Here is a 13623-nt window from a genome sequence, read left to right on the forward strand (position 1 = left end):
ATACTACCGTCAGACCCGATTTTTCGATTTTTAATGTCCCTTCCTTTGTAATAGGCAAATGGATAAAATGCTTAGAAAAATAAAAATAGGATGATGAATAATATAGAAAAAGGTATTAAAAGATACCGACGCAAGTTTGCAGTCTTTCCCTCCATGGGTAAGGGAATAAAGACCACTTTAGTAATAAAAGCCTCCATAGTACTGAAGCTTTTATGTGGCCATCCTGTTACACACAAGATGATCAATTATAACCCTTATGAATATACGGAATATTCATATAACAAAATTAGGAACTTTAAATTTTATGGCTTTTAAATCATGTAAAAGCCGACATAATCATGAGTTGGTTCAACTTTACGGGTTCAGACCCATCACAACCATCACACTATACATTGGCAGGAGAAACTCCACCATCATGTCCAACACCTACCGAACAGATGTGTGCCCTTCAGGCGACAAATTCTGCAGGTTCACCGGTTATCACTGATGCATTGAAAAATGAAATCATTAACTCATTGCAAAATCAGGTAAATGGTCCAAATGTGCGATTAAAATCGCGATAGGAATATCGTTAAGACATCAGCGTTTGCTAACTAAGTAATAGGGTATGAAAATTCATACCCTATATTTTTTGCGCTTTACTCTATTTCTTCTATCACCAATACTTCCATCGCCTCCTCGCCCAGTATTGCTTCAATGCCGTACGCTGCGAGCTGTGCGTTAAATTCCGCCAGGGTTTCATAGGATGCAATCTCTATTTTTTCTTTGCTATTGACACGGTCTAAAACAGGTGGAAATTTTCCACCTAGATCCGTCATGACCGCCAGGACAGCACTATTTTCATATACCATTCCTTTTGCATGCGTATCTTTCGGCATAGGCTGTACAGGACAGGGCTGCAATATGAGACAGGGAATCTTTTTCATCACTTTATACGATCGTATCCCTAAAAAACTGTGGAGGTCATTCAGTACCAATCTTGCCTGTACCGAATCCGGTCTTGACATTTTATCCAATCGTTCATAGGACAGCGCATGCTCCAGTGACCATACCCCTCCCTTAGCTTCAACATCTTGGTATTGATCCGGGTTTTTAACCTTTAATACAAGTCTTTCCGGCCTTGGCACATAGCCGGCCGGACTTATTTTTGCCCAAATAAATTTAACGGCGCTACTGATCGAGGCATTGTAAAAAGAAGTTTTGATCATATTTGTCAGGCTGTCTTTTTTTATTCTTAAAGATTCGAAAGGGGCGCCGTTTTGATAACCAGCGATCCAAACACCATATTTAACAGACTCAGTTTCCTCCATTTTTTTTCCCATCAGGTCCCCCTTACCAAAATCATCCTTTAAGGGCAATTCTATTAATTCTGTTTTATAGAGCTCTAGTATATTTTCTTCGGTTACAGACTTGTAGTTCGTTATTGCTTTAACCTTTCCTTTATAAAGAAATACCACATGCGGGACACTTTGATGCGGGAACCGCTGTTTTAAATAAACATCGGCATAGATAACGGGCAAGTTGACCTTGTTTTCTTTAAGGTAACTGTTCCCGGCGAAGAACTTGTCGATGGTTGCTTTATCCTGCCAAGTTACACTAATGATCTGAACTTGATCTTTCAGCTTGTCCTGTAGCTTTTGCAATTTGGGCATAGACTGTATACAAGTGCCACAATAGGTGTCAAAAAAATCCAATATCACCACTTTGCCTGCTAGCTTTTTAAGATCCAACGGTTTTCCTGTTCCGCGCATTTGCTGAATAGCACTGGGGGGTACAAAGGTATCCCCGATTTTTAAAGCCTCCTTGGATATTATATTTTCAGCTGTCTGTGCAAAGGCATTAATCGTCAGGATCAATAAGATAAATGAAATGAATAGTTGTTTTAAATGATTCATGTTTTAAAGTGTTAAGTGTTTAGCGTAAGTTTTGAGGTATTTTCCCTATAAGGACTGCTGGCTCCGGTAACCGGAAAGCATATTTCCGACTATCAGGTGCCAAGCTATACGTTAGCCCTTGGATATTTCTTTGTATAGTTTTCTGGAATCTTGGATCCAGATTTAACCGTTTCAGGTCAGACCAACGCCTTCCCCGAAATAATAGTTCTTTCTGCCGCTCCTGCAGTATGGTAGATAGTAAGATCTTGGCATCAGTTTGGATCACTGCCGTAAAGCTATTTTTATCGAACCTATTTTTTAGCAATGCGTTTAGCGCGGCTAATGCTTCTTTGACTTTCCCGATACGGGTAGCACACTCTGCTTTGATAAGGTATATCTCACTTGTCGTTAGCCCTACAAAAAGAGTTGCCAAGGACTGATCATAATTACCTTTAAAACTGTACGAATCTTTCGGGTAGTCGTTGTTCCTAAAATACAACTGCTTTCTAAGGTCATTGTCAGCATAACTGGCGTATAAATTGGAATCCACCAATCCATTGTTTAGACTCATAGGCCCCGCATTGTTCGCGATTGCGGCAAATAAAACCTCACTATTAAATCGTCCGATAGGCAGCTCGACACCCGTATTGAGATCGTTGAAATCCAATAAATCAGCATGTAGCTGCAAACTCGAATCAGCATATTGGTATGCTTTTTCATATTCAGCCATATAAAGATAAGCTCTAGCTAGACTTGCATAAGCGCTTGCAACTGAGGGACGGCCGGGTATAGCCTCCTTTGGCGGTAATAAAGAGGCGGCAATTTTATAATCCGCAATAATCTGCTCATAGGACTGCTTTAAATTCGCCCGCTCAGATGGGGCATCGATACCCGGATCGAGACGCAACGGGATGCCCATTTCCGTCGAAGCTGTTGCAGCATTGTAGGGCGGTGCAAACACCTCTGTTAGTTGCTGGAAAGCAAATGCCCTAAAGAAATGTGCAATTCCACTTAACTGCTGTCCTTTCTCACCTTTGGCCTCCTCTCCTAGCTTGCTTATGATTTCGAGCGCCTGATTGGCGTTAAAGACAGTTTTATAGGGGCCCTGCCACTGTGTTACATCAAAGTAAGGCTCATCTTTCCAGATATAAGCATTACGCTGATCCACGGTCATCATTCCATCAAAGGTTTCTGCAGTGACATAGTATTCGTCAGTGCCACATTCGCCCACGGCAGGATATGCTGCATTCATCGTACTATAGTCATTGAGCAATAGCTCAGCATCATTTAAGCTTTTGGGGATTACCATTTTGATATCGGGCTTCTCTTCCAAAAAATTGCTACAGGCAGCCAACATCATCATGGTGAACATGCCAATAGAGAAATATAGTGTTTTCATAATGATCGGATTAAAAATTAAAACTTAGACCGAGCGCGGACATCATCGGATCAGGAATATTAAAGCCATACTCCGTATCAATCCCGAATTTATTAGCCCGCCATATCGTCCCCACATTTTGTATATACCCATAGATTTTAGCATTGTGTACTTTGAAACGGGATAGCGACGGCAGGCTAACGGACAATTGAATATCGCGCAGTTTGATCTGGCCCCCGTTTTCCAATAGTGCCGATGAGCGCATATAGACCTGACTGCCCAGGTCCGCCGGATATTTAAATGCTGGCACATCGGTATGTAGCTCATCTCCCGATTTCTGCCATCGCAAAGCATAATCCGTATGTCCGATATCACTATTTAAGAACAGGCTATTGTCAAATGAATTTCTCAAAAACTTATGTCCCAATTGGTAGGAAATATTCCATGACAGCTCCACCGTTTTATAACGGACGTTATTCCGCCATCCGCCTGTATACAGTGGTACAGTGGATCCATAGTTTTCAAGATCTCTGACATTAAGGCCCAATATCGCCGTATAGTCTTTGGAGATTTCGCCGTTGATATACGCACGAGGTTCACCCGTCCCAGGATCCAAGCCAGCCCATTTATAGCCCAGCTGGCTATACAGATCCATTCCCTCGATAGGTGTCATGGTACCAGACTGTGCTGAGCTGATAAAATCCTTTCCATTTTCATTTTGGACATATGATTTCAGCACTTTGGTACGTGCGTATGAGAAGACCAGATTACTTGACCATGTCCAGTTCTTTTGCTGTACCGGTATACTATTAAGGGAGATATCCCAGCCTTTGGTACGGATATTACCACTATTGACCATTAGGGTAGAGAAGCCTGTACTCGGGTCAATACGATCCGGCGCAATCAGGTCTTTTGCATTTTTCACATAATACTCTATACTACCCGATAGGCTGTTATTCCGGAGGGAGAAATCAAGCCCCACATTTGTGATCCCTATCCGCTCCCATCGTAGTCTGGGATTAGGCGGCGTCATGATCATACCATAGTTTTGATTGGTCATATAATGTGCCTCACTCTGTATCGACATGATGGGATATGCTGAAACCGAATTATTCACATTGCCGTTATAACCATAGGTAGTCCGGAGCTTTAGGAAGTTAAAGACACCATTAGCTATTAACGGTTCGTTTGACAAGATCCAGGCAGCACCGACAGACCAGAATGGCTGACCTCGATCGTTACTTTTCACCCCAAATAGATTTGATGCATCTTTACGAAAACTCCCGCTCAGCAAATAACGGTTGGCATAGGTATAAGCTCCATTGGCAAAGTAAGACACAAAGTTATTACGGAACCGCTTAAATACATTTACATCCGTTATCGTGGAGGTTCCGAATAGACCATTCAACATGGGCACCTGAATGCCATAAGGCACAGATTTAAATGCCCCAGTCTCTGGATCATAACCACTGTATTGGCTTGAGGTTACCTTCTGCTCATTTTTGCGTACCTCCATACCGGCAAACAGCGAAATCTCATGCTTCTCATTCCATTTTTTGCTGTAGTCTGCTGTCGCCCTGCTCTGGTGGTTGTAGCTATCCCAGTTTACGATTCCCAAAAAGTCGCCTACCGGCAGGTTCCAAGTAACCGCATTGTTATTCCAACTTGCGAAAGAATTGATCTCATCCCGCAGCTGGAAGGTGCCTATACCTTTCCATATTTCCGTTGGATTCATCGTCCTTTGGTATGCATATAACAAGTTTAATTTCAACCCAAAGTCAAAGGAATAGCTTGCATTGATATTCGTGAAGAACTCACGTATCTGTTGCGTCTCCTTAGAGTCATTTAACTGGTCGAGTGGCACATAAGAATAGTCCAATAGCCTACCGCCGGCTATCGTATCTCTGAATGTAGGATTCAACCCACTGATATCTACCGCTATTGGATTGCCATTTGCATCCGCAAGCCGCATATAAGGGTAGTTCTTCACCCCTTTAGCCATACGGTTATAAGCTACCGTAAAGTATGAATTCTCGTTTTTGGAATCTGTGTACGATAGACCAATATCCAAGATCATGTTCTTGACAGGTTTGATCTGCGTATTGGACTTTAAGTTCAGTCGCTTAAAGGAAGAAGTAACCACGTCGTTAAGGTTCTTATCATAGCCAACAGAAAATAGCGTATTTACTTTATCGCTCCCCGTCTGCAACTGGATATTATACTGTTGATTGACAGCCTGTCGGTAGATGTATTTCAGGAAATCGTCCCGCAGATCAGCAGCTTTTAATAGTGCAATTTGCTCGTTAAAATCGGCTTCAGATAGTGTACCGTTCTTCCTAGCATACATTAACCACAGGACAGGCTGTGGGTTTCTAAATTTGTTTTTAAACCAGCTGTTATATTTCCCCTGATCAAAGATGTATTGTTGCGCATCGATATAATCTGAGCTACTCATCTGTGGGTAGTAATATAGATCGGGCTTTGCTTTTATACTGATATTCGAGTTAAACGAAAGTTTGGTCTGCTCATTGAACTTACCCCTTTTGGTCGTGATCACAATAACACCATTCCCAGACTGGGCACCCCATATAGATGCGGCGGCGGCATCTTTTAGTACGGTGACATTCTCAATATCATTTGGATTAATATTGGTGAAAATCCCCGGACCGAGTCCCGGATTTGAGATATCGTAAGGTACACCGTCGATAACAATCAAGGGAAACTTTTCAGAGAAGAGCGTGCTCAGCCCCCTCACATTTACATTTAAATAACTACCGCGGCTATTTCCAGTTTTGTTGGACGTAAAGCCGGGCACCAAATCCTCTAGCCTACTGACGAAATCAGTGGACACCTTTCGATTGAGCAGTTTATTGTCCACAAACTCAAAACTACCCGTCGCCCTTTCCTTGGGAATCTTTTGGTATCCTGTGGAGACCACTTCTACCTCTTCGAGTTTGTTGTCTTCGGGTATCAATCTGATCACAAGATCTGTTCTAGCGGTGTATCTGACCTCTTGGCTTTTAAAGCCCACATAAGTGAACTTTATCTTGCCCTTTTGATTATTGACTAGTAGTTGGAAAGTGCCATCATTGGCACTTCTGATCTGTAAATTCTCTACATCCACACGGATAGACACCCCTTGTAACGGCTTGTCATCATGAGATAGAACCTGCCCTTTTAACTCATGTCGAGTAGGCCCATTGGCCCCGCTGTCCTTGCGGGGCGTCTGAGCCGATAAACTAAACATATGAAATAATGTAGCAATTACTAAAAGAGTCCTTATGATTAATAGTTCTCTTAAGCTATATGCTTTATTTTCAATACACGTAGGTTGTGCATTTATTAAATTTACATACTGGGCTGCCTGTTTTGAACAGGCAATACCGATCCCAGTCCTTATAAAATTGTTCATTTTAAGGTTTTAAAAATGGTCATAATCTTCCCCTATCCCTGCGTATACGCTGGATCAGGTCATTAGGATAACTCGTAAAAATGTTCCGATATAGTAGTCTCTAATTGGTTACAAAGCAGATGATATATTTACAATGACACTTTTTCGGATGGTCATACTGACCTCTTGCCTTAATAGAATTAAGGCGGATTAGGATTTTTTGGATGTTTGTTTTTAATAATCATAACTCACCTTTTAAGGTTATTTGGTGAGTCTCAAATAAGGTAAAAACGTGGGTTACTACCTTGCATTATTCCCCGGGTCTCACTCCTTCGAACTCAGCAGACGATAGTACCCACGCCTTTACCGTTGCTAATATAGCAAATAAAGGCATATGGGTGCAATCTATCGCTCTCGTGTTCGATTAAAATGTGAGACTTGGGAAACGAGACTCTTAAATTACACTAATAGACTTAATAAATTATAAGCCAGTAAAATAATATAACAAATATAGATATTAATATTTTACAATAAAAGTAAATTAATGATAATTTTTAGCGTAAGTTTTTAACGGAATTTGTCTTATGACAAATCAAGACAAAACTTATAATGAGCGTTTGGCGAACAGATTACGTGAAATTATGAATATTTTAGGAATGACAGTATCTGGATTTGCTGAATTTATTGGAAGAGATTCATCACATATATATGGAATTCTAAATCTTACTCGACCATTTAGCCATGCTTTAGCAGAGGATATCGGTAAAAAACTCAATGTAAACGGATCAAAAATACTTAATCTTAACGTCCCTGTCTCACAGACTATTGCTAAAACAGAAAGTGTTCATGAATTTAAAAAGGATAAACGGAATAACCCGGAATATTTCTCAAGCACATTGACTGACAGGAGCATTGATTTATTTATTTCAAGAATTCTTATTAAGTCGGATTTTCTAAAGGAGCCTCGATATTTGAGTGAAATTGAGTTATTCATTAAATCAGAGTATAATAAAACATTTATCGGGGACCAATTGTCGAAAGCGCTTAGATATTCTGTAAAAAAGGGAGTTATTAAAAGTACCAAAAAGCCGATTAAACTAAAAAATGGTGGTGTAGGAAAAAGATTGGTCGATGTGTATTGGGTTGATTAATCATGGCACAACGCAATATCAAATAAATAACAAAATCACAAACGTATTTAAAAAAAATCATCCTGATTCGGGAGTGTAACACCAACTGTGTCATAGGATTAAAACTTAAAAACCTCTTTCGATAATAAATAGTTATAAAAAATTTGGAATTTAATATAGTTCGTCCTGAAAAAACTTTACAGATTTAACCATTAGTCCTAAATAGATCTTACAGCATTTTTTGGTAATCCTGAAAAATCAAATAGTTTTAAATTTTCTCTGGGGTATGGTCATTATTCCTTACTGCAAAAACAGCCAAACAAAGTTCGGCTGTTTAATATATTGATATAGTAATTTTCTGGTGAGTGGAACCTATGCTCTATATAATAGTTCTCATGTTTTTTGAATGTGTCTTTTTTATTCCACCCAGGTTCCACATTCTTCTGTTTAGTTCTGAATTAATCATATCACATCCCTTTCTTAACATTTTACACAATTTCTTTATATTTATAAACTGAATCCCCAACTGTATCCCTGTCACTATATTCAGCACAAAATTAACCCAAGATGGAAAGAATCCAACACCATTCAACAAAACGATGATAGTAAGCAATCATATTTTATCACTTTAGCAAAAATAATAATAATATTTTAACTTTAACATATTTCATAAGTTATTTTTTAAGAAAATTTAACATTAGCTATTGCACCGTTAGAAACTTTACGCCACTTCATACTCGTAACTAAAATTTAAGAACTCTGACACTTCGTAATTTATCAAAATTAAAACTTCTCATTTCACGTTTTTTACAACAGAAGCCATGTAAGTAGTTACTTGCTTTTTTTGTTGCGCCTAGAACCATGAATGCCCCCTTCAAAACCCTTCTAACGATCTTATCAGAACCGTTTAAATAAGTTACCATTAAATAGCTGTCTTCATCACCAAACTTATCAACAAAAGCCACGAGCTCATTTAATAATTTTTCAACTTCGGAAGCTTTATCCCCCTTTCTAAAATTAAAATTTGGGTAAACTTCACTAAAATAAATCTCCTCTTTTGGCTTTACATCCATAATTCCCTCTAGAGGAATATTCAGAACTTTCCATTCTTGGTGAATTAAATCATAAGTATTCAACAGATAATTTCCATTAACATAAGTAACATCACCAATTTCTAATAACGAATTCGCCTCTTTTTTTGACGGATCATATTTTTTGTCTTGAGTATAATCGTATAAATAAAAACCTTTTCTTTTATCTTCATCTATCGATCTCAATTCCGTCTCAACGTTTTTTAATAATTCAAAACATTCGTTAGGTAATAGTACTTCTGTCCACTTATCTGCCAATGCATTATAATAACGGCATTTAAAGAAAATTTCAGCATGAATTCTTTTTATATCTCCTGATTTAGAATCGAATTTCCCAATATGTTTGTCTTCTTGTAGCTTAACATCAATAATTTGCAAAGGCGGAGCAACAAAATTTAAAAGCGAATTACACTCAGAAATTTTATCATTCTTTTTGTCGTGGAGCTTTGTTTCTTTGATTTTTTCAAGCTCCAAAGCAGAAGTGGTAAATATTACGTCTTTATTAACATAATCCTTGAGCATTTTCTTCCTAAATTCGATACTATTTAGCCCCGAATTATTTTGAATAAAAACATCTTTTCTAGAAATAATTTTTAAAGAATCAAAGTTAAACCATGATTCACTGAACGCATTTGATTTTAGTGAGAACCAAATGCATTTACATTTACCATCGCCCTTTAACGATAGTTTTTCACCTGTTTCTTCGTTGTAAGATGTTCTAGTTTCATTATAGATTTCGATCACCACCATAAGTGGTATTACATTAATTGGTTCACCAGCTATATTTATATTGATTAAATCTTTAAAATATGGGTGGCTATTTACGGATACGATATCACCTATTTTATAATTTGACATTGTAATTTTTGTTAATAATAAAGCTTCGTTAAAGATAACAATTTTTACTATATTTGAAAAGCTTCGCAAAATGATGAGGGGTATAGCAACTAGTATGGATCGCCAAATAAATTATTTACTTTCAGCGATGGCTGAACAGGAAGGAAATCAGTGAAGACTGTGAGGAACATGCCTCCTGCCCTCCATAGCATCGATGCTACTACGGCCAGGAGTGTCCCATCTATAATAGAAGGAATTCCAATAACAGAACATACTGTGACCGCAAGATAGTTATATATAAATATACGAATTATTTGCATAACATTTAATTTTATTTGTAGATTACTTATTCTTGTTGAATCAAACGATAGTGCGACTCAGAATATCTGGGTAATGGTCTTAATATGATAATAAATGTATGCTATATAAATCCCGTAGCACCGTCATTTTCGAAGCATTTTTATGAAAAGTAAAACAAATAATTGGTTAAAAAATAGAGGATATCTTCATGTAACAAACCAATTGAATATTTCAAAGGATAGAAATAAATTGCTTTCTCTTATTAAAAATAAAGATTTCGTATCATCCTACGCCTTTTTCCCCTTAATTCACTCCATTATTAAAGAGAGAAGATATAAACAGAATCCTTATAAAGAAAAGGGCTTTAAATGTCATTCTTTCAAAGATGGAGAAAAGAAAAAACTAAATGCAAAAAAGCGTCCTCTTCATTACGCCACACATATGGATGCAGCTATATTTTCATATTATTCTGAGTTAATATTAGTCGAATATGAAAATTATTTAAAGAAATATCCAGCTTTATCGGAGTCAATAACAGCATATAGAAGGATACCTAAGCCTGATGGGATTAAAAACAAAAGTACAATTAATTTTGCCCATGATGCTTTTATGGAAATTCAGAAAAGGGCTCTAAAAGAAGATTGTATTGTCCTTAAATTTGATATAAAAAGTTTTTTCAATGAAATAGACCATTTTCTGCTAAAGAAGCAATGGGCCGAAATATTAGGATTAGATATGCTCCCGACAGATCATTACAATGTATTTAAAGGGGTAACGAGATTCTCCTATATTATGAAAGACTCGTTTAGAGTTGGAGAAAAATATAAAGGACGTCGCCCAGGATTTAATGAAAAAAAACTATCGCAACACAGAAAGAATAAAATTCACTCTTTTTTCGAGTCACCAAAAGAATTTCGAGAAGCGATTAGAAATAATGATATAAAGATCCACAAGTTCCCTTTTAGAAAAGATGGTGTTCCTTGTGGCTTTCCACAGGGTCTACCAATCAGTTCGACTTTAGCCAACTTATATCTTCTAAAATTCGACGAGGCAATAATTGAAAATATTGTAGTAAAACTTAATGGATACTATAGAAGGTATTCAGATGATATAATTGTGCTGACAACCAATGAGTACTCTGCTCAAGTTGAACAATTTGTAATTAATGAAATTAAGAAGTATAAAGTAAAGATTAGCGAAGAGAAAACTGAACGCTTCATTTTTAGAAAGCATCTGAATAAAGGAGAAGTACGGGTAGAATCTATAAAATTGAATGAAGATGATAGCTTAAGTTGCAACATACCTCTTACTTATCTCGGTTTTGAATTCTATGGGTACAAGACACTAGTAAAGTCGGCAAATCTCGCGAAATTTTATAGAAGACTTATTAGTTCTGTAAAGACAAAAACCAAAAGGGCTCAGCAATCACTTGAAAAAAATCCTACAAACCAATATGCTATTTACAGAAATCAACTTTTTCGACTATATGCTCGCTATCCACTTTCTGCGGGATCTTTAAAAACTAGAAGGAAATCTTGGGGAAGTAATTCTATGGGCGAATATTATTTCCAATCACAAATAACACCTGCAGAGCACAGTAGCAATTATTTGTCTTATATTAATAGAGCTAGCGAAGAAATGAATGAACCCGCATTGTTAAAACAGATTAAGAGACATAAAACGATTCTACATACCGCTATTTACAAACATCGTTTAAAAAATTAGCAGGAGAATAAGCAATTTTAAAATTGCAAACCTTACATCCTCATTGTTCTTAGATGTATTGATTTATGATGCTGGTATATATAATCTTATAACTTTCACCAGTGAACCATTGGGTTAGTAAGGGCTTTATTTAAAATTTATTATCGAAATCCTTTCATATTTTTATTTTTGAAAAAGCTCAGAAATTATATAAAAGCTTAAATTTATCATGTAGTCATCAATAACCAAGTTGTAAAATATGGAACCTTTTTTACTCATCTGTACCGTATTGGGGGCAGTAGCCAGTGTTGTCGCAATTTTAGCTTACAGAAATGACCATGCTAAAAAACCTAAGGAAGAAAAGGAATTTTTGATTTTACAGTTTAATAGTACCAGAAGCTTGTCTTTATCGGTAACTGAAAAGCTTGAAAAATATTGCAAAAAATACAATGCTTTTAACGACCTAATGTTTGAAGGAACAACTTTTGGAGAGTACATTTTAATGTTAAAAAATTCTCAGAAAAAAAATCTTTCAAAGGAAATCCTAGATACAATGCTCTCATTATCTCCCACAAAGCCCGTGATAGATTGGATGGTTAAAAGCTTAGAAAACCAGTTTAATGAGCTTCTAAAAATCGACACTTGGTTAGATAGTAAATTAATAATTGAATAGAAAAGATAACAATGTTTAATAAAGTTAAATATCAAGGTGAGCTATGGTTTCCAGATTTTCCAGATCAGAGATGTTTCTGTATTTTATCCATTGTAGATAATAAGATAGAATTGGAAACCAACCTGGTTAGTCCAGACCGCTATTCTCAAAAAAATGTCTATCCCTTAATCTTTGGAATATTTAATGGGTTAGGCTGTTTAACATTTGTTGATTGTAAGTTAGGTTCAGATTCAACAGGTATGATAAGAAGTGCGATCTATATCCCTAAATATTGTTTTAATCATATAGAGCACATTGTAAATCCGAAAAACCTACAAATAAATCGATTTCGAGTAGCTGGAATTGGCCTGGGAAAATGGATAAATTTAAAGTTTGAATTCGATAAAAGCCTACTGAAAACAAATAATGAAGTGACTCACAATTTTGATATTCAAGAACTGGGATTGCAAATAAAATTAAATTCCTGGATTACTTCATCGGTGTCACATGAACAAATCAGTTTAAAAAAGAGTGGAAATATAGAATTCTCATTTTTCAGTCCAATTAATGTAAAAGAGCTCCTAGATTATTACACCAAAGCTAAAAAGTTAATTCAATTTTTAAATGGTAAATCTGGTAAGTTTTCATTTTTCAACTTTAAATGTTCCCAACACGAAGATTGGAGTGCTATATATTTTAAAGAATTAATATTCAAAGATTCGACATTTGAATATTTAAGTATTGATTTTGATAAAATTTCTGACCATCTACCACTATTATTTACCAAGATGTTTACGGATGAGAAATTTTACTTCTGCGTAAACAGGTTATTAGATAACCAGGTGGAGGGTCAGTTAACTCATAGCAAGAGATTCACCAATTCAATTTCAACTTTCGAAGGATATTGTAAACTGAATATTGAAACTAAAAATCTAAAACTACGCAATTTTTTAAAAAAGAACCAACACGATATTCTTACACTTTCCGGAATAAATGAAGAGTATTTTGATGAATTCTGTTCAAAGATTATTTCATCAAGAGACTACTATGTACATGCCAATATAAAAAACAATAACATCTTCTCAGATTTCGAACTACTTTATATAAGTTTTCTATTAGATATACTTGTAGCTTTCAACCTGTTAAAACAGATAGAAGTTCCTCAAGATATATTAAAAATGATTATATATCGCGCTCGAGAGACATATAATGGGATGCAATCATTCAATAGAGAATTAAGTAAAGACACTTTCTTTGACCATTAAA

At 36.5% G+C, this 13623-nt stretch carries 9 protein-coding genes; 5 read left to right on the plus strand and 4 right to left on the minus strand.

Annotation, left to right across the window (positions count from 1 at the left end):
* The first annotated feature begins 338 nt into the window (after positions 1-338).
* On the plus strand, positions 339-563 hold the full coding sequence (locus DFQ12_RS03515) for a hypothetical protein (protein ID WP_120257631.1): 225 nt from the start codon (positions 339-341) through the stop codon (positions 561-563).
* 75 nt (positions 564-638) lie between these two features.
* Here DFQ12_RS03515 and DFQ12_RS03520 read toward each other — a convergent pair whose 3' ends face one another.
* From DFQ12_RS03520 to DFQ12_RS03530, 3 genes are read right to left on the minus strand one after another with little or no spacing between them, the layout of a single operon-like run.
* Positions 639-1895 (minus strand): TlpA family protein disulfide reductase, encoded by a 1257-nt coding sequence (locus tag DFQ12_RS03520; RefSeq protein WP_120257632.1) that lies wholly within the window; start codon positions 1893-1895, stop codon positions 639-641.
* Between the two features lie 19 nt (positions 1896-1914).
* Positions 1915-3273, minus strand: coding sequence for a RagB/SusD family nutrient uptake outer membrane protein (locus tag DFQ12_RS03525; RefSeq protein ID WP_120257633.1), 1359 nt, complete (start codon positions 3271-3273; stop codon positions 1915-1917).
* Positions 3274-3283: 10 nt separating this feature from the next.
* A complete protein-coding gene (locus DFQ12_RS03530; RefSeq protein WP_120257634.1) occupies positions 3284-6664 on the minus strand; it encodes a SusC/RagA family TonB-linked outer membrane protein in 3381 nt (1126 codons plus the stop codon).
* Positions 6665-7227: 563 nt separating this feature from the next.
* Here DFQ12_RS03530 and DFQ12_RS03535 point away from each other — a divergent pair.
* Positions 7228-7794, plus strand: coding sequence for a hypothetical protein (locus DFQ12_RS03535; protein WP_120257635.1), 567 nt, complete (start codon positions 7228-7230; stop codon positions 7792-7794).
* 722 nt (positions 7795-8516) lie between these two features.
* Here DFQ12_RS03535 and DFQ12_RS03540 read toward each other — a convergent pair.
* Positions 8517-9722, minus strand: a complete 1206-nt coding sequence (locus DFQ12_RS03540; RefSeq protein ID WP_120257636.1) for a WYL domain-containing protein — start codon at positions 9720-9722, stop codon at positions 8517-8519.
* A gap of 441 nt (positions 9723-10163) precedes the next feature.
* Between DFQ12_RS03540 and DFQ12_RS03545 the strand changes: the two genes are divergently transcribed.
* From DFQ12_RS03545 to DFQ12_RS03555, 3 genes are all read left to right on the plus strand, one after another.
* On the plus strand, positions 10164-11726 hold the full coding sequence (locus DFQ12_RS03545) for a reverse transcriptase domain-containing protein (RefSeq protein WP_120257637.1): 1563 nt from the start codon (positions 10164-10166) through the stop codon (positions 11724-11726).
* A 238-nt stretch (positions 11727-11964) separates the two neighbouring features.
* Entirely contained in the window at positions 11965-12378 is a 414-nt protein-coding gene (locus tag DFQ12_RS03550) for an NRDE family protein (RefSeq protein WP_120257638.1), read from the plus strand.
* Between the two features lie 11 nt (positions 12379-12389).
* Complete coding sequence (locus DFQ12_RS03555) at positions 12390-13622, plus strand: ApeA N-terminal domain 1-containing protein (protein ID WP_120257639.1); 1233 nt, start codon at positions 12390-12392, stop codon at positions 13620-13622.
* The last annotated feature ends 1 nt before the right edge of the window (position 13623 follow it).

Source organism: Sphingobacterium detergens (genome assembly GCF_003610355.1).
Taxonomy (GTDB): Bacteria; Bacteroidota; Bacteroidia; order Sphingobacteriales; family Sphingobacteriaceae; genus Sphingobacterium; species Sphingobacterium detergens.

Coding starts and splice junctions, on each gene's coding strand:
- DFQ12_RS03515 (WP_120257631.1), top strand. CDS start 339: ATGAGTTGGTTCAACTTTACGGGTTCAGACCCATCACAACCATCACAC.
- DFQ12_RS03520 (WP_120257632.1), bottom strand. CDS start 1,895: ATGAATCATTTAAAACAACTATTCATTTCATTTATCTTATTGATCCTG.
- DFQ12_RS03525 (WP_120257633.1), bottom strand. CDS start 3,273: ATGAAAACACTATATTTCTCTATTGGCATGTTCACCATGATGATGTTG.
- DFQ12_RS03530 (WP_120257634.1), bottom strand. CDS start 6,664: ATGAACAATTTTATAAGGACTGGGATCGGTATTGCCTGTTCAAAACAG.
- DFQ12_RS03535 (WP_120257635.1), top strand. CDS start 7,228: ATGACAAATCAAGACAAAACTTATAATGAGCGTTTGGCGAACAGATTA.
- DFQ12_RS03540 (WP_120257636.1), bottom strand. CDS start 9,722: ATGTCAAATTATAAAATAGGTGATATCGTATCCGTAAATAGCCACCCA.
- DFQ12_RS03545 (WP_120257637.1), top strand. CDS start 10,164: ATGAAAAGTAAAACAAATAATTGGTTAAAAAATAGAGGATATCTTCAT.
- DFQ12_RS03550 (WP_120257638.1), top strand. CDS start 11,965: ATGGAACCTTTTTTACTCATCTGTACCGTATTGGGGGCAGTAGCCAGT.
- DFQ12_RS03555 (WP_120257639.1), top strand. CDS start 12,390: ATGTTTAATAAAGTTAAATATCAAGGTGAGCTATGGTTTCCAGATTTT.